The 17156-nt window shown below is 55.3% G+C and carries 12 protein-coding genes; 4 read left to right on the plus strand and 8 right to left on the minus strand.

Annotation, left to right across the window (positions count from 1 at the left end; translation table 11 throughout):
- Window positions 1-66: 66 nt before the first annotated feature.
- Window positions 67-864: an undecaprenyl-diphosphate phosphatase gene (locus SV7mr_RS13275; RefSeq protein WP_145272830.1), complete on the plus strand. Its 798-nt coding sequence runs from the start codon at window positions 67-69 to the stop codon at window positions 862-864.
- Here the strand turns inward: SV7mr_RS13275 and SV7mr_RS13280 are convergent.
- The 3 genes from SV7mr_RS13280 to SV7mr_RS13290 all read right to left on the minus strand — a co-directional run bounded on the left by SV7mr_RS13280 (window position 857) and on the right by SV7mr_RS13290 (window position 6383).
- Window positions 857-2371, minus strand: a complete 1515-nt coding sequence (locus tag SV7mr_RS13280) for a glycoside hydrolase family protein (protein ID WP_145272833.1) — start codon at window positions 2369-2371, stop codon at window positions 857-859. The two genes, SV7mr_RS13275 and SV7mr_RS13280, sit on opposite strands and share 8 nt — an antisense overlap.
- A 198-nt stretch (window positions 2372-2569) precedes the next feature.
- Window positions 2570-3898: a DUF1552 domain-containing protein gene (locus SV7mr_RS13285; protein ID WP_145272836.1), complete on the minus strand. Its 1329-nt coding sequence runs from the start codon at window positions 3896-3898 to the stop codon at window positions 2570-2572.
- Between the two features lie 31 nt (window positions 3899-3929).
- Window positions 3930-6383: a DUF1592 domain-containing protein gene (locus SV7mr_RS13290; RefSeq protein ID WP_145272840.1), complete on the minus strand. Its 2454-nt coding sequence runs from the start codon at window positions 6381-6383 to the stop codon at window positions 3930-3932.
- 133 nt (window positions 6384-6516) lie between these two features.
- On the opposite strand from SV7mr_RS13290, the gene SV7mr_RS13295 reads away from it, so the two are divergent.
- Window positions 6517-6921, plus strand: a complete 405-nt coding sequence (locus SV7mr_RS13295; protein ID WP_145272843.1) for a cupin domain-containing protein — start codon at window positions 6517-6519, stop codon at window positions 6919-6921.
- A 34-nt stretch (window positions 6922-6955) separates the two neighbouring features.
- On the opposite strand, the gene SV7mr_RS25380 is transcribed toward SV7mr_RS13295, so the two are convergent.
- The 4 genes from SV7mr_RS25380 to SV7mr_RS13315 form a co-directional block, all read right to left on the minus strand.
- On the minus strand, window positions 6956-7837 hold the full coding sequence (locus tag SV7mr_RS25380) for a hypothetical protein (RefSeq protein WP_419187346.1): 882 nt from the start codon (window positions 7835-7837) through the stop codon (window positions 6956-6958).
- A 314-nt stretch (window positions 7838-8151) separates the two neighbouring features.
- A complete protein-coding gene (locus SV7mr_RS13305; protein WP_145272849.1) occupies window positions 8152-10317 on the minus strand; it encodes a site-2 protease family protein in 2166 nt (721 codons plus the stop codon).
- Between the two features lie 159 nt (window positions 10318-10476).
- A complete protein-coding gene (dxr, locus tag SV7mr_RS13310; RefSeq protein ID WP_145272852.1) occupies window positions 10477-11778 on the minus strand; it encodes a 1-deoxy-D-xylulose-5-phosphate reductoisomerase in 1302 nt (433 codons plus the stop codon).
- Complete coding sequence (locus tag SV7mr_RS13315; RefSeq protein ID WP_145272855.1) at window positions 11744-11965, minus strand: hypothetical protein; 222 nt, start codon at window positions 11963-11965, stop codon at window positions 11744-11746. Before SV7mr_RS13315 ends, dxr begins: the two co-directional genes overlap by 35 nt.
- A gap of 210 nt (window positions 11966-12175) precedes the next feature.
- Between SV7mr_RS13315 and ftsH the strand changes: the two genes are divergently transcribed.
- Together ftsH and SV7mr_RS13325 are read left to right on the plus strand one after the other, a co-directional pair.
- Window positions 12176-14299 carry an ATP-dependent zinc metalloprotease FtsH gene (ftsH, locus tag SV7mr_RS13320; RefSeq protein ID WP_145272857.1) on the plus strand — a complete coding sequence of 708 codons (2124 nt, stop codon included), beginning with the start codon at window positions 12176-12178 and terminating at the stop codon, window positions 14297-14299.
- A 136-nt stretch (window positions 14300-14435) separates the two neighbouring features.
- The gene (locus SV7mr_RS13325) at window positions 14436-15431 is read left to right on the plus strand and encodes an SMP-30/gluconolactonase/LRE family protein (protein WP_145272861.1); all 996 of its coding nucleotides are present in this window, start codon (window positions 14436-14438) and stop codon (window positions 15429-15431) included.
- Window positions 15432-15605: 174 nt separating this feature from the next.
- On the opposite strand, the gene SV7mr_RS13330 is transcribed toward SV7mr_RS13325, so the two are convergent.
- Window positions 15606-16748: an SPFH domain-containing protein gene (locus SV7mr_RS13330; protein ID WP_145272864.1), complete on the minus strand. Its 1143-nt coding sequence runs from the start codon at window positions 16746-16748 to the stop codon at window positions 15606-15608.
- Window positions 16749-17156 lie beyond the last annotated feature (408 nt).

A 17156-nucleotide genomic window follows, 5' to 3' on the forward strand; every position in this document is an offset into this window, starting at 1 on the left:
TCCTCATCATCATTTCGCTGGAATCTATAGGCGACAGCACCCTTTGTTCCTTTTGCGGACTTCATTGTGATTGAAACGTTCATCTTGGCAATTGTCCAGGGGATTGCGGAATTCCTTCCGATCAGTTCATCGGGACATCTCGTCATTCTGGGCGCGATCATGAATTCGTTGACCGGCCAAGTGCCTGCGGAATCACCCACAATGGAGATCATTCTTCACACAGGGACCCTGGGATCCATCCTGGTCGTGTTTTGGAAACGCATTGTGGACCTGATCGGTCGCAATCGCCGCGTCATCTTGCTGATGATTGTGGGCACTCTGCCAGCGGTCGTGGTTGGACTGCCACTCAAGAAACTAGCACCTGATCTGCTGACCAGCCCACTGCTGGCTGGAGCGATGCTCATGGTGACCGGTGGCCTGCTGATCGCCCTGGGAAAAATGCCGATCGGCAAGGGCAATTACTCCGCCATGACACTTGCCGCCAGCCTCTTGGTTGGATGCTTTCAAGCCTTTGCCATCTTGCCTGGAATCAGCCGCAGCGGGTCAACGATCCTTGGCGGTCGGTTGATCGGACTGAAAACCGAAGACGCCGTCACGTTTTCGTTTCTGCTGGCGATTCCAGCCATTGGCGGCGCCAGCGTCCTAGAGCTGAAAGACCTCTACGAGTTGATCCAAGCTGGTGAGCCGCTTGAGTACAGCATCGCACAACTGGCCATCGGCGCCGCGGTGTCCTTCTTGGTTGGCATCGCAGCGCTCAAGTGGCTGATCGGGTGGGCAGCCAAAGAGCGGCTTTCTTACTTTGCCTACTGGTGCATTCCAGCCGGTGTGGCCACCCTGTTGCTGTGCTTGACGGGCGTTATTTAAACGACATCTGCAACGACTGGACAATGGGCTTGGATTCATTCTCCGTTGAGTCCTCAAGTTTCAATTGAACTTGGAATCCAAACCCCTTCGGCAAGTCACTCAAATCCAACTGCGCCGGCGTCTTGGCAATCTGCTTGGAATAACCCGGCGTGTAGTCATACGTTTCTTTGATCTCGGCCCAGTCGGTCCACTGATCAATCACTTTGTCACCATCGGTGTCAACACCCACACGCGCCTGGACGGTTTCCACCCAAGGACCAGAACTGATAAAGTCGGTGGCCTGCTGGGTCGCCAGATAGAACTTGCCTTCCGCAAAGGCAACATCGGGGTCAGGATGCCCGTTGCCGATCTTGCCACACCAAGAAAACGGCTGATCAATCGAAGCGGAGGTAAACCAACCAACACTCATCTGATGTCCACCAGCTGGATCATAGTCGCCAAACAAGTAATACTGCCCGCCAACACAAATGGGCGCCCAATCACCATACGCCTCTTGCTCGGGCGCGTGAACGTTGTACTCAGCAACATTCGATGGGAAACGCTTCGGGTTCTCTTTGGCCCAGTGGGGATGCTTGTACGTGGCGACCTCGCCGGTGGGCTTGGTTCGCTCATCGACAGGCGGACTCTTGAAGACAAAATTGCGAAGCCCATCCGAGCTGACGGCATGTCCGGCCAGCGGGGAATCCCACGAACGTTTGCTGGCGTTGATCGGGCTCCAGTCTTCAATGATCACATGCATGTTCCCATCCAGATCGCGAATGAACCCTGCGTCCGAACCGTGCGAAGGATCAGCAACGGCAATGCCCATGTTCTTGCCTGGTTTGCCATCAAACAGATCATCGTCGACGTAGACATGAGGATCTTGGTCATTCGGAAAGTCGTAATAGATGTAGGCTTTGCCGTCGACCCATTCCGCACTGGTGACCCAGCGTGCAAACCCTTCGGTGACAGGACCATGGTGAACCCAGTTTTTCATGTCGCGGCTTTGCCAAGCATGATAGCCGCCGGTGCCTTTCTGCAATCCACCCGGCGCATCAAACTGATTGGGATAAGGCGTCGTTTGCAGCGGCATCTCGAACCCGGCAAGCGTTGCTGGCTTGGCCTCGAAGGCGGCCGCTGAATTTGCCGGTTTTCCTTTTCCCTTGCCTGGACGCGGCTTTCCATACCGGCCAAACATCCAATAGTTTCCCGGCCCAACGGTCAACATCACCGGGGCGTCTTGCAAATTCGATGGCCCTAAGTTTGTGATCGGTTGCCAGTTCAGCCACAGCGGTGACTGGACCAGAGTGAGATCCGTGGCCTGCTGTAACGTCTCAAACGAATGAACCACCGTCTCCGCGCTTCCTTGACGGTCGGCGGGACTGATTCCATCGGCAGACACGTCGATTCCGCTCGACTTGGCAAGGCTCTCTTTCCACTGGCCTTGTTTGACGCTCCACCGCTGCTGGGCGTTGGTCATCGTCGAGCAAAACAGCGACAGGGCAAGGAGAATGCAATAACGTTTCATCGTGCTGGGAAACCGCCTAAAAAAGAAAGCATGGATCAGGAACAACCGCCGGCCAATAGACTAGTCCATCGGCAGGCTGTGTTCTACCAGCAAGACGTGTTCAGCCAGCAAGTCAGGTTCAACCGGCAGACGCAGTCAATTCTTGCCAACCACCATCACGCCCATTCGCCGTAGACGACGCGCAAACCCGATTCCGCGTCATAGAATCGTTTCAATCTCCGATGTGCTATCGACGAATCGGTCGACAGGCGTATCCAATCGATTCAACATCGTCACAAACAGATTCGAGAGCGGAACGCTGGAGTCCATGGTCAAATACTGGCCGTGCTTCAGACCAAGTCGCTGACCACCGGAAAGCAATAGGGGATAATTGGTGTTATTGTGCGTATGGCTGTTGCTACTGCCATAGAGAACCATGGTGTGATCCAACAAGGTGCCGTCACCTTCAGGAGTGGACTTCAACCGATTCAAGAACCGAGCCAACTGCTCGGTCAGAAACTGGTCCCACCGGCCGAGATCCTCTGCGCCCTTGACGCCTTTCCGAGCTCCATGTGCCAAGGCGTGCATTTTGTTCGCAAACCCCAGCAACTGTGGAAACTTGCCCGCGATCGAAGTCGCACCGTTCATGTTGCCAATCTGGTACGTTGCCGCTCGCGTTGAATCGGTCTGCAAGGCAAGAAACATCAGATCGTACATCGTGCGGATCAATTCCCCCGGAGTCGAATCGTCTGCATCAAGCTTCAAGTCCGTTGCATTGACTTGTGGCTTGGGGACATGCAACCACTTTTCGGATTGTTCGACTTGCTGCTCGATTTGCCGAACGGACTGCAAGTATTCATCCAGTTTACGCTGGTCATGTTTACCCAATTGACGCTGCAGCGACCGCGAATGATCCAGCACCAGGTCCAACATCTTTTTGGAACTCTGCAATTGTCGGCGTTGTTGTTTCGCCGACGCTGCATCATGGCCAAAAAAGCGATCGTAAATCAAACGTGGCTTATTGATTGCTGGAATCGGTTCACCGTTACGGCCGAACGAGAGCGTGCTTGAACGTGTCGGTTCACCCACTCCGCCGTCGGTTGACATGACCAACGACGAAAAGCGTGTCTTGTGCCCATGTCTCATCGCCACCAACTGATCGATAGAAACTGAATTTTGCAGTTTCCCGCCGGTCAATTCTGCGGCCGTCAACCAGGTGTCGGCGGTATCATGGCCGTCCATCTTGCGACCATTGGGATGCGACATGCCGCCGAAAACGGTGACATCCTGCTGAAGCGGCGCCAGCGACTGATGGCCGGGGTTGAACTGAAAGTCGGTTCCCTTGCCATTGGGAAACCAATTCCATTTGGCCGCCTCGGTCTCTTCGGGTTTTCGAATCACGACGCCGTACGGAAAGTAAACCGCACATAGTCGCTTGGGACGGTTCGTCGCGATCGACTCACTGCCCATGCAATCCAGCAAGGGCAAGCCCAACGCAACACCACAACCTTGCAACATGGTTCGCCGACGAAGAGTGTGTTTTGACATCACAAAACCTAAGGTGAGTAAAGGCTAGATCCTAACGCTGGAAGGGATCGCTACAGACGATCAACCGAACCAACTCGCTAATTTGATAATCGGCAGCAATGAACTGCTGGGTGAGCTGCTCAACGGTCTCCTCGTCGGAGAATTCCAAAGATCGCCCCAAAGCATACGAGAGCATGCGTTTGCTGAGCGCTCGAGCGAAGGCTTTCGATTGCTGGTCGACCAAATACTGCCGCAATTCAGCGATCCCTTTGACATCCGTCCCATCGGGCAGCGTGACGGCATCATCCACATCGTGTTGCAGCCGCTTCTTGCGATCTTTGGGATTGAGCCGAATGATTTTCTCTCGCAACAAGCCCGTTGCGCCAAAGGAATCCAAAGCCACACCCCACGGATCAAGCGCTTGATGGCAATCGGCACAGGCATCATTTTCGAGATGCAACTTCAATTGATCTTTCAGTGGCAATGAAGCCAGTTCGGGGAGGTCTTGATCCAGGTCAGGAACATCCGGCGGCGGTGGTGCTGGCGGGTCATCAAGCAATCGATCACGGATCCAGACGGCGCGTTTAATGGGATGAGAATCTTCACCCGTGGAGTTGGCCATCAAGATCGCGCCCTGCCCTAGCAGCCCGCCGCGACTAGACAGCGGCCCCCAGGAAACGCGTTGAAAGCTTGTCCCGCGTGGTCCATCGTCGATGCCATAATGTTTGGCCAGCGCTTGGTTCATCATCGTAAAGTCAGCCACCAGCAATTGCGTTGCGGGCAAATCTTGCCGCACAATCTCGGCAAAAAAGGCTTGCGTTTCACGTTGCAACAGAGGCTTCAAAGCGTTGTCGAAACCGGGATAGTATTCCGGGTTGATCGCGACCCGATCCACACCCGCCAGATCCAGCCACTGCTTGCTGAAGCTATCAAGAAATCGGCTGGCGCGATCGTCGGCCAGCATCCGCTGAACTTGCTCGGACAGCACCTCGGGCCGATGCAGCTGTCCCGTTTTCGCCAGCTCAAAGAGCTGCGGATCCGGCATCGTGCTCCACAGGAAATAGGACAATCGACAGGCGAGCTGATCATCTGTGATCGTGTGCTGCTGGGATGAGGGCTCAGCGAGATACAGGAAGTCCGGTGCGATCAACGCCATGGCGAATACTTCACGCATCGCCGCAACAAAGCTTTCCTCTGATTGACGCACGGTGTCATAGTAGTTCAAAAAGAGATCGCGTTCCTGGTCCTGAATCGGACGTCGAAACACGCGCGGCAAGAACCGGTCGATGGCTTCGCTGGCCGCTTGTCGCTGATCGCTCGGCGAATCAGGCTGTCGTGGCAGAATGTCCTGGGAATGCTTGGGCGGCCAGGAGGCGAAAACAGGCGCCTTGAACGACACCTCTTCGATCACGATCTTGGGGAACTCGGGATCCTCAGGATAATGCAATCGGGTCACCGGCTTTTTCTTGCCTTCAACCTGTTCCTTGATTTGCACTGGCTTGGGTGCGCGCTTGCCATCCTGATAGACGTTGTCAATCCAGATCAACATTCCCGGATACTTGCTCTGTGTCCGACTTTGAATCGGATACTCCTCTAAACGAGCACGAAACACAAACTCCTTCGATTCCTCGTTCGCGACTTCCGTGACAGCAACAATCTTTGCCGGTGCTCGAACATCAGAACGGAAGCCAAATTGCACCTGCATGATTGGCAAGGGCGCCTCCGGCGGAATCTCTGCATGTGCTTTGACTCGGATCTCGAATGCACCGGTATCGGGAAATTCCGGGACACGAGCCACAAAGCGACCATTGCGTCCTAGCCGAGTGGTCCAGTGATCCTTTTTCTTGTCGCTAACAGATTCGCTGGCCGAGTGCGAAAACGGTTCCGGTGCTGGTCCCTCGGTGATGGCTGACTTCAGACCGCGCCGTGCGGCCTGAAGGTAGTATTCCAACTGCAATGCAGACATGCGCAATGCAGAACCATTATTCATGAAGCCTTCTTCGCTGACCGAGTCGGGAGGCAGGTTCTCGGTATAGTTCAATTCAACGCCCAACAGGTCAACCATCGTGTTTTGGTATTCCTGTCGATTCATCCGCCGCAGAACCACGCGTCCACCGGTGGCTTTCCGAGCCGCCGTCAATCGATTGAGTTGGTTGGAGATCCATCCGGCCAGCACCTGACGCTCAGCAGTTGTCAGTGGGGCGGCATCATCTGGCGGCATTTCTCCTCGCTGAATCGCGCCCAAAGCGTCATGCCAAGTCTCGGCTCCTTTGGGATCACTGACTAAGTCGGTCGAAAGCTGGTCCAAACGCACGTCGGCGTTCTGCTCGTCAGCCCCATGGCAATCGATACACTTTGAAACCAGGATCGCTTGGACCGCTTTCAGATCAGCCATCGCGTCCGATTCCGATAAGACCGATTCGATGGCAAAGCTGGGATTGGCCAGAATCGCGCAAGTCAACAGCAGAACGGCTGGCGACAGCCTGAAAGAAGGGATTGGTAGCATCAAAGCATTACTGGGTGGGATACAAAGGCGGGGAGCGTTAGTTTAACGTATCAGCCATTCGAACGCTACTTTTCGCCACGCATCCTTGCTTGATGCCGACTTTCTCCCTTGGAACGCGCCAGTTATTCCAACGATGAACGATTCCAATCGACCCGATGCCGAGGTCCAAACGTCCGCTCCAGCAGGTCGCCAGAGCCCAGAACTGATTGATTTGACGGCCCTGCCTGGGGTGCCCTGCCCTTGCGGAATCGCTCGCCGTGCACTCGCAGACCGAGACGACTTTCCCGGCACCCTGCACCTGACCTCAATCAGCAGCGACGCCAAGACTCACTACCATCGCCAGCACTCAGAAGTCTATGTCGTGCTCAGCTGTGATGAAGACGCCCAGATCGAGTTAGACGGACAGCGGCACGCGTTACGGCCAAAAATGACGGTCGTGATTCCGCCCAACGTGCGACACCGAGCGATCGGAAACATGGAAGTCCTGATCATCTCGCTGCCAAACTTTGATCCCGACGATGAACACTTTGACACTTAAGCAAACCGAATCGCAGGACCAACCTTGATTTCGTTCACAGCTTTCCCAAACACGCCGGTGACGCGCTGTTTTTAACAGATGGGAGGTCTAACGACGGCGGCGGCGAATGAACATCGATCCGCTCACTCCAATCGCAAACAATGCTAACGACGATGGCTTCGGAAACGTTGGACACGTCTCGCAATTGAATCGCATTGAAATGTATCTCGCCGCGGTTCTGAATACCTGTCGCGAACGGCTGGGTCGTTGAGTCGGCAACGAAGGTGGTCTGAACGAGCCGAGCATAGGGTTTGCCGCTCGACACGTTGGACGTGTAATCGACGAGCAAACCGTACCATGGGCTGGGAGTGTTCGGGGAATTGCTTCCGAAGTGCAGTGATCGGCTCTGAATACTCGTGTCACCACGGTTATCAACCACCAACGCTTGGAATTGATAAGTCTGCCCCACTGTCAACCCGCGCAATTGAAAACCGATTCCCTGAAACGAACTGTCGTACACAAAGCTATTGAGCAGATCAACTTCCTCGGCAATCGTCATGCCTGCCACACCTAGACCACCATACGCCGCCCCGATGTATTCGTTCTGATTGTCGTTGCTGCCAAATTGAATCAACGGTGCAATCGGCGAAGCCTGCGGATTGCTGTCGGTCAAATCACCTGCACGGGAGCTTTTGAAAAGCACGTCGTTGACGCTCACATCCACCGGAGACCCAAAGTTCAACGCATAGACAAGATCACCACGATTGTTGATCTGAGCGGCATCAACAAAGGACGCATCCGACCAAGTGAGCACGCCGGCGTCAGTGCGGGAACCCAGACAGAAGGTGGCAAGGAGCGTTGCCATGATAAAGATGGCTGGGGAAAGCGTTGATTTCATATCAGGGGCTTGCTGTGCATAGAGGTGATTTAAAAACACAGCAATTTGCCCCTCTCGCTGTGCGGATTCAATAATCGGCCCACTCTAAATCACTCCGCCACCCGATCAACCCACCCGCAGAACGCCCCCCCTCCACCCAGCGCCCACAAGCAGAGCCAGGTAGGGTGCCGTGCTTGCAGCACTGAGCATTTGCAATGGCATTCTTTCTTTTTTTGGTGCGTGCAAGCACAGCACCCCACGAACCCAGTCCCGGTTTGGCGAAATCGCGTTGGCCATGATAAAAACCGGGCAAGCGCAACATCAGCCAGCCCGAGCGTGCTAGCTGGGCTGGGGCATTGCTAAACGCGATTCACTCAGTTGGCGAAGAGCCCGATGATGTCATTGAACATCACAAAGATAAACAGTGACAGGAGCATTAATCCGCCGACCATGGTCAGTCGCATTTCCATCTGTTCGTCAACTCGGCGCCCCATCACGGCCTCACAGGTCAAAAAGACCATGTGACCACCATCGAGAACCGGAATCGGCAGGAAGTTCAAGATCGCCAAGTTCACGCTCAGCATCGTCAGGAACAGCAGTTGTTCCGAGAAACCGCGTTCGGCGGCGGAGCCAGCGAAGTCAAAGATCTTGATCGGGCCACCGACTTGGTCAGCCGAAACTTTACCAAAGACCAACATGCGTAAAAATCGTCCGACGTCACTAGCGCGCCGCTTGGTTTCACGCATCCCAAGCACGGTGGCATTTGCCAGCGATGTTGAGTACTGAGTGCGTGTAAGCGGTTCCAAGTACAGGCCGCGATCAAACCGATTGCGATCGTCTTGGGTGAGTTTCAAAACGGTCTTCACGATCACATCTTTTTGATCTGCCGTGTCCCGCTTTGCCATCACTTCAAAACGAGTTCCCTCCGGCAGAAACTGGATGGATTCGAAGAACGAGAACGCTGAATGCAGTTCGTCGATCTTCCAGCCCTCGGCAAGCAGTTTTACCATTCGCTCGGTGATCTCATCATCCATCAGCTTTCCGTATTCATTGTCCCCAGCGGGAACGAGCTGAATGATTTGGTCGCCAGGAAGCAGTGCGTCGCCGGAATCGACTGCGGCTTCGTCAAAGGCTTGTACCACTGCGGGCAAGCTGAACGCAAACCCATAGGCATTGATGGCTGCAGCATCGCCGTTGCCATATGTGGGTGCCTCTACCTGTGGTCGATCATTGGGTGTGATCTCAATCTGCACGGTCTGATCACCGCGTTTGACCGACAGCGTGATTGGCTCTCGCTTTGCCAGGTCCGCGATCAACTGTTCCCCGTCGCTAACAGGGGTTCCATTGAGGGCCTGGATGGCGTCGTCGACTTTCAATCCTGCTGCTTCCGCTGGACCATCTTTCACCAGCGCCGTAACGGGGCCAACGGAGAGTCGGATGCCCAACCATTTTGACGCCTGCGGCTGCAGGGAGATGGTTTTCTCAGTCGCCCCTTCATCGTCACTTTTCAGGACCAACTGGATCGGTTCATCCGGATGGGTGAACAGGTAATCCAGCAGCGGAACGGCACCTTTAATGTCTTCTTGATCCAGCGCGTTGCCGTTGTAGGACAGGATTACAGAACCCATGTCTTCTTTGGTGGCCGCCGCGGCAAAGGCGGTCCCAGCGAGCGGTGGAACGTACTTGCTAATCTTGGGGACATCGATTGGCTTGACCCCAATCACGCGACGCTTGATTTTGCCGCTGATGGGCTCCGTCGCCAAATTGAAGTCTTTGACGTCGTCGCCGTATCGCAGGGACAACGGGATGCGTCGATCGGGATCTTCCAGTCCGGTGTGCAAGATCGCCGATTGCATTTCGCGAAAGTGCATTTGGTTGTCTTCAAGACCATCGACGGCGACGACTTGACCGCCGATCTCAATCCCACTTTGCCAAGCGGGACTACCGGGCGAAGTGCCACCAATGATTGCCGGGGTGTAATCGACGCCGTTCATGAACGCCAGGGCCGCAAACATCGCAGCGGTGACAATGTTCATGAACACTCCTGCACTCATGATGATCATTCGCTGCCAAACGGGCTTGGCAGGCAGACTGCGGGGATCCAAGGGCGCGTTGGCGATCTGCTCTTCGGTGGGCTGAGCGTCATCTAACTCGCTGCCCTCTTCGTCCTCTGATTCAACTTGCTTTGCCAGCGCGGCGGCCTCTTGCATCCGTCGCGGGTCGTCATCCTGACCAAGCATTTTGACGTACCCGCCCAGCGGCACCACACCGATGCCGTACTCGGTTTCACCGTACCGAAATTTGATCAACGAGCTCGGCAGCCGAATGGGACCAAACTTCAGTGGCGGGTCAAAGCCCACATAGAACTTCTCACATTTGACGCCAAACATTTTGGCAGCCACGAAGTGTCCCAGTTCGTGCACAAAGATGACGACGCCAATCCCGATCGCCACACGCAACCAAAGCAAGATTTGGCTACCTAAAGCCACTAGGCCTTCGGGTTCACTGTCCGACAACAAAAGAAGCGAGTCACTAAGCATTGGGTTTCAGTTCGAGCAAGGAATAAGTGATGAAGTCGACCAGCCGTGAAGGTTTGACAACAGATAATCGCCGGTCAGGTCGCGATCTTGGCAGGGGAATCACCGACATTTGGCAATCATTTGCCGTCGAGCAGCGCCTGCCAGCGCGTTTTCAGGGGCTCAGCCGACACAGTGCTGAGCTTCCTTTCGAGCCCAGCGATCGGCCTGCAAGAGTTGTGTCAGCGATGGATTGGGGTCGTAAGTATGGTTTTCTAGCACTTTTTGGCAAAGCGGTACGATGTCAGTAAAGCGAATTTGCTCATTCAAAAACGATTCCACTGCAACCTCGTTGGCCGCATTGACCACCGCTCCGGAGGTTCCACCGCTTTTGGCGACCTGGAAACCCAACGCTAACGCTGGAAAACGTTCCTGGTCAGCGGGCAACAGCGTCAAATCATAGGTTTTTCTGCGATCCAAGGCGGGTGCCGGGCACGACATTCGCTGCGGATAGGTCAAAGCGTACTGAATCGGCAGCCGCATATCGGGTGGACTGAGCTGAGCGATCGTCGATCCGTCCGCAAATTCCACCATCGAATGGATGATTGACTGCGGATGCACCATGACTTCGATCTGATCGGCGGCAAAGTCGAACAACCAACGTGCTTCGATGATTTCGAGGGCTTTGTTCATCATCGTGGCCGAATCGATGCTAATTTTCCGGCCCATTTGCCATGTGGGGTGTGCCAGGGCATCCTTTGGCGTCGCATTCTGCATCTGTTCAACGCTTGCAGCGCGAAAGGGCCCCCCGCTGGCGGTCAGAATCAGCTTGGTAGGGACCGCCTTGGAATCAGCAAGGCACTGAAAAATCGCCGAATGCTCGCTATCGACCGGAAGAATGGGCGCCCGAGAAGACTCCTGAATCCGCTGCACCAGGCTGCCCGCGACCACCAGGGTTTCCTTGTTTGCCAACGCCACGCGTTTTCCGGCTTCGACAGCCGCCAAAGTGCTTTCCAGGCCAGCGCGTCCCACGATTGCGGCAACCACAATATCGACCGCCGGATCGCTGGCCGCTGCACATAAGGCTTCGGGTCCGAACGCGAATGCGTGTTCACTGAGGCCACAATCAGCGAATCGAGTGGCCGCTTGTGCTGAGGAAATCGCCTCCGGACTGGAGAAAATCAGCCGTTGCAGCGGTTGGCCTTGTTGATGGAATCGTTCCGAAATGGTCTTCAATTCGTCAAGGTTGCGATGCCCTGATGCGGCCCAAAGTCGCCAGTTGCGTTGCGGATCGACTCGCTGCAAGTTCTCGATCACGTCGGCAGTCGCTGTGCCGATGCTGCCGGTGGCCCCGAGAACCGCAACATTGACCTTCGATGGGCCGGCGCTCTCAGACTGCTGATGATCCGCCTGGCCCTGGGTACTCTGGTCCTGGGAATTGCCGGCAGCATCAGTAACGCAACCAGATGTGGTAAGCGGCGGCATAAACGATGTCACAAGTTACGAGTTTATCGGCGTGAATGAATGGCCAGCGGGGCGTGCCAAAGGCAAACTCTCGCTCGAAGGGGCAGATCAGCGGCATGCTTTTCAAGTCGGACCACAGGTTGCAGAACAGCTGGACGCGGCGGACAATAGAAAACACGGAGTTCAGTCGCAATGGCGACACCGACATTCCCAGCAGTCTTTTCTGAGTCGCGATGCATGGCGGGCACGCGTCACCCCTTTCCTTTTCCCTATCCCTCAGGAATCTTTCCCAAACCTCTCCTGGTAGACAAATTCTAGTCGCAGCGTCGGCCTTCTGTTGCCTTTGGTCAACGCAGGCGTATTGTTAGGCATAGTCTAGAGTTCAGCCAGCGGTCATCTTGGGTTCAGTGGCAAAACGATGAGTGAAAAAAAACGCCCCCAGAAAGAGTCAAAAGACCAGAACAAAAGCCCATCTCGTGAACTTCGCAGCGGCAGCGGAATCTGGATCATTCTGATCCTGGTTGTGCTCTTCGTCCTGGTCAGCGTCAGCATGCTGGGACGCAAAGGGCGCGAAATGCGCTACCAAACGCTGATGACAATGCTCAATCAGCATGCCGAGCGAAACGCCTCGGAAGATTCTGCAGCCAAATCGCAAGCGATCCGCATCGAAGTTACCTCGCCACGTGATCCGGAGCTGATTTGGGAGTTCTCTGAATTGCAGTCCTTGGAACTCTCTGAAACCAAGGTCACCGGCACCGTCATGTTTCGCTCCTTGGGCAACAAAGGCGCCGACCGCAATAACCCTGAAAACATCCCAGCGAAATCGAACTTCTATACCTTTATCAAAGTCAACAGCGAGCAGCAGGATCGCGACCTGCAAGCGGCGATCGATCAGTCAGGTATTCTGTGGGATAACGACGACCCCAACCAATTCCTGGCCAAGAACTGGTTTAACTTGGTCATGCTGGGGGCCTTCTTGTTCATCGCTTTCATGATCATGCGCCGCGTCAGCGGAGCCGGTTCGCCAATGTCGTTCTCACGAAGCCGCGGCAAGCTACACGGCCAAGAAGACCTCTCGCTGGGGTTTGCCGACGCGGCAGGGATCGATGAAGCAGTGGAAGAAGTTCGCGAAGTGGTGGACTTTCTGAAGAACGCTGAAAAGTACCAGGAACTGGGCGGTCGAATTCCCAAAGGCGTCTTGCTGGTGGGGCCTCCCGGGACGGGCAAAACACTTCTCGCACGAGCCATTGCAGGTGAAGCCGGTGTGCCGTTCTTCAGTCTCTCAGGAAGCGACTTTGTCGAGATGTTTGTCGGTGTGGGTGCCGCTCGCGTCAGAGACATGTTCCAACAAGCCACCAGCCGTGCTCCCTGTATCATCTTTATTGACGAACTTGATGCGCTCGGCAAGAGTCGCTCGGGCAGTGTTGCCGGCGGCCATGATGAACGCGAACAGACGCTCAACGCGCTGCTGGTCGAAATGGATGGCTTTCAGCCCAACAATGGTGTCATTGTGATCGCGGCAACCAACCGACCGGAAACCTTGGATCCCGCTTTGCTGCGTCCCGGTCGTTTCGATCGACAAGTTTTGGTGGACCGTCCCGATGTCGCTGGCCGGGAAGAAATCTTGAATGTTCACGTCAAACAAGTGCGGCTCGATAACGACGTGAACCTACGCCGAATCGCATCGATTACCAGTGGGTTTGTCGGTGCGGATCTCGCTAACTTGGTTAACGAAGCCGCTCTGCTAGCCGCACGCGCAAACAAGACTGCCGTCAGCGCCGAAGAGTTCGACGAAGCGGTTGACCGAGTGACCGCAGGCCTGGAAAAGAAGAACCGCGTGATGAACGAGGACGAAAAAATTCGCATCGCGTATCACGAAGCCGCCCACGCACTGGTTGCCGCCGCGCTGCCAAACACCGATCCAGTTCATAAAGTCAGCATCATTCCCCGTGGCTTCGCGGCTCTGGGCTACACCATGCAACGCCCCGATTCAGAACGCTACCTGATGACCAAAGGTGAATTGGAATCACGCATGAAGGTCTTGCTGGCCGGTACGCTTGCCGAAGAAATGGTGCTGCAAGATATCAGCACCGGTGCCCAAAATGACTTGGAACGCTGCACCGAGATCGCTCGCAGCATGGTCATGGATTACGGCATGAGCCAGCTGGGACGAATCAACTATCGTCAAAAGACTGGATCCGCGTTTTTGGCTGGCGCACCCGGCCAGGTCGGGGCCTCACAATACGGTGATAATACCGCTCGCAAAATCGATGTCGAAGTCGCTCGAATGGTTGAACAAGCTCTCGCCGACACGCGAGAAATCTTGCAACAACGCGAGGAAGTCCTGGAAGCGATCACGCAGCGATTGCTAGAAGTGGAATCGATCGACAACACTGAATTAATGCGATTGATCGAAGAACATAACAGTGGACCGTGGCTAGTACCTGGCACGGAAACCAAAAAACCTCGCGCCCAAATTCGCAAACCGGATCCGGATTCAGATACACTAAGTGAATCGGAAAACCTGAAAGACGCCGAATAGTCTCACGATTGCGGCCCGGCGTCAGCCTCCCGCTGACGTCTCTTCATGCCTTCCAACCTGCGTTGCTGGTCGCTGGCGATATTCCGCAAGTGGCTGATCCCTCCCCTCCCCAAGATTGTCCATCCAGATCGTTCCCATGAGAAGTCTCTTCTGCCTGCTAGTGCTTGGCATGACCTTGCACGCCACTGTCCCCGTTGATGCACAAACACCTCAATCCATCGGGCACATCGAATACTTGACACCGAAAATGAAGCAGCTGGTCGCTGCTGACGCCAAGATCGAAGTCTTGGCCGGTGGTTTTACTTGGACCGAAGGCCCCGTTTGGGTTGGCGATCAAGCCAGCGGCCACTTGCTGTTCTCGGACATTCCACGCAACAGCATTTTTAAGTGGAGCCCCCAAGACAACATCGAATTGTTCATGCGCCCCAGCGGCTACACCGGAGTGACCTACTATGGACTCGAGCCCGGTACCAACGGCCTGACACTCGACTCGCAAGGTCGCCTGACCATGTGCGAGCACGGTGACCGCCGTATTTCCGTCTTGACCAAGGGTGGCGGCAAGAAAACCGTTGCCGACCAGTTCGAAGGCAAACGTTTCAACAGCCCCAACGACTTGGTCTTTGACAAACAGGGGCACTTGTACTTCACCGATCCACCTTACGGTCTGCCCGAACGGGCCATCGATCCACGCCGCGAAATGGATTACTGTGGTGTGTATCGTCTCAGCAAAAGCGGCCAGTTGACCCTGCTGACCAAACAGATGACTCGCCCCAACGGGATCGGACTCTCGCCCGATAATCGAACCCTGTATGTCGCGCAAAGCGATCCAGCGGCCCCGATCTGGATGAAATTTCCCATCAACGATGACGGCACTCTCGGCAAAGGACAGAAACTGCAAGATGCCGCCGAAGCGATGAAGACTTATCCCGGATTGCCCGATGGTCTGGCCGTTGCCAAAGACGGCACCCTTTTCGCAAGCGGTCCCGGTGGGATCTATGTCATGACCCCCGAGGGCGAACTTCTGGGACGCATTTTGACCGAAGGACGCACGAGCAATTGCACCTTCGATCCCGAGCAGAAGTACTTGTACATCACTGCCGATAGCTACTTGTGCCGAGTGAAGCTCAAGTAAACGCTCCATGACGCTTCGTCGTCGCGATCGTTCATTGCAGAATCCATGCGTGCATGGATTTGAAGATCGACGAGTGAGCGAGGTCCGGTGCGTTGGCACGCAGCAATGCCAGAATCCAATGGGTGTGGTGCGTGCAAGCACGGCACTCTACGTCTTGCTCGCAGCATTGGCCTGTCAACTCGCTGGGGGTGCCGCTGGAGGTGGTGGAGGTGGTGCCGCTTGACTGCTGAACAGCTGTGCCAGTGCAGGAACCGTGCCCGCTGCTTGCCAGCCCTGCATGCCTGCGGTCCAGACCATGGTCTCTGGACTGACCTGTCCACTTGAGATTCCTCCGGCAAGTTGTTGCATTCCGAAGGGACCTTGGGTTTGCCCATCGACGGCCACGTGCCAGGCTCCAGGGGGCGGAGGCGGTGCAGCGCTACCCATTGCGGCTCCTCCACCAGCACCCACGCCGCCCATCATGCCACCGGGAACCATGCGGTTGGCCATTGCCAAACCGACGCCCAATCCCATGCCTTCGGCCGCGCCTCCACCGGCGGTGTTTTCGGCAGCCAGCGTCATCGCGTTGCCCATCTGGAACTGTTGATAACGGTTCATGTCGCCAATCACTCCCATGCTGGTGCGCGTGTCGACGGCCTTTTCGACTTCTTCTGGCAGCGAAACGTTGACTACCACTAGCTTTGGCAGGTTCAGCCCATACTCGTCATCGATCTGCTCGACGACTTTCTCTTGAACAGTCTTGGCGACCTCGCTGTAGCGCTGCGCAAGATCCAAAGCAGAGATCTGTAGTTCGGCCACAGCCTCGGAAAAGGCCGAAGTGATCATGGAACGTATCAGTTCGGTGATCTCATCCGTTTGGAAGTTTGAATCGGTGCCAACGACTTCGGTAAGCAGTGCTTTTGCGTCCACCGCCTGCAAGGAGTACGTGCCAAAGGCGCGAACGCGGATCGGCCCAAATTCAGGATCACGCAACAAGATGGGGTTGGGTGTGCCCCACTTCAGATCGGTGATCTGACGAGTGCTGACGAAATAGACTTCGCACTTAAACGGGCTTTCGAAACCGTACTTCCATCCCATCAACGTCGACAGGATGGGCATGTTCTGTGTGCTCAAAACGTAACGACCGGGGCCGTAAACGTCGGCAATCTGTCCTTCGTTGACCAGAATGGCTTGCTGGCCAGGTCGTACAATCAGCTGAGCACCATTCTTGATCTCATTATTAAAGCGAGGAAATCGCCAGACCAGTGTGTGGTTTGAATCATCAATCCATTCAATGATGTCAATCAGTTCATTACGAAGTCGATCAAACAATCCCATTGCAAGTTCCCAAAGGGCGAGAAGAAGTAAGCGTCAGCAGTAGTTTGATGGCTATGATGGCATAGCCGGTCCCTAGTACCACCGGCAGCGTCAAGACGTTGCGGTTGTACTCTGCCCAACTTCACTCGGCAACATCGCCCCCAACAAAGGGCGCGCAAGCGGCGAAATTCGGCCTCACTCAATCATTTTAACTTATCAGATCGCCACCAACTCTGGCAAACCGGCCCGCTGTTCCCCCGCTTTCAGTTCAGAAATCTCGCCTGTGATCCCCAATCACCACACAGCGAATCATGGATTCAGAGCCAGCCCATGCAGTGACAAGCAACACCAACACAGGACCGACCGGCGCAGGCGGTGCAGGGCCGACTGGTGCTGGCGGTGCAGGTGGTCTCGCGCAACGGGCACCAA

The sequence above is a fragment of the Stieleria bergensis genome (genome assembly GCA_007745635.1).
Lineage (GTDB): Bacteria > Planctomycetota > Planctomycetia > Pirellulales > Pirellulaceae > Stieleria > Stieleria bergensis.

Excerpts from the sequence above, each read along its gene's own strand:
- ftsH (WP_145272857.1), top strand. The coding sequence starts at position 12,176 with ATGAGTGAAAAAAAACGCCCCCAGAAAGAGTCAAAAGACCAGAACAAA.
- SV7mr_RS13285 (WP_145272836.1), bottom strand. The coding sequence starts at position 3,898 with ATGTCAAAACACACTCTTCGTCGGCGAACCATGTTGCAAGGTTGTGGT.
- SV7mr_RS13280 (WP_145272833.1), bottom strand. The coding sequence starts at position 2,371 with ATGAAACGTTATTGCATTCTCCTTGCCCTGTCGCTGTTTTGCTCGACG.
- SV7mr_RS13305 (WP_145272849.1), bottom strand. The coding sequence starts at position 10,317 with ATGCTTAGTGACTCGCTTCTTTTGTTGTCGGACAGTGAACCCGAAGGC.
- SV7mr_RS13325 (WP_145272861.1), top strand. The coding sequence starts at position 14,436 with ATGAGAAGTCTCTTCTGCCTGCTAGTGCTTGGCATGACCTTGCACGCC.
- SV7mr_RS13290 (WP_145272840.1), bottom strand. The coding sequence starts at position 6,383 with ATGCTACCAATCCCTTCTTTCAGGCTGTCGCCAGCCGTTCTGCTGTTG.
- SV7mr_RS13315 (WP_145272855.1), bottom strand. The coding sequence starts at position 11,965 with ATGTCGGTGTCGCCATTGCGACTGAACTCCGTGTTTTCTATTGTCCGC.
- SV7mr_RS13330 (WP_145272864.1), bottom strand. The coding sequence starts at position 16,748 with ATGGGATTGTTTGATCGACTTCGTAATGAACTGATTGACATCATTGAA.
- dxr (WP_145272852.1), bottom strand. The coding sequence starts at position 11,778 with ATGCCGCCGCTTACCACATCTGGTTGCGTTACTGATGCTGCCGGCAAT.
- SV7mr_RS13295 (WP_145272843.1), top strand. The coding sequence starts at position 6,517 with ATGAACGATTCCAATCGACCCGATGCCGAGGTCCAAACGTCCGCTCCA.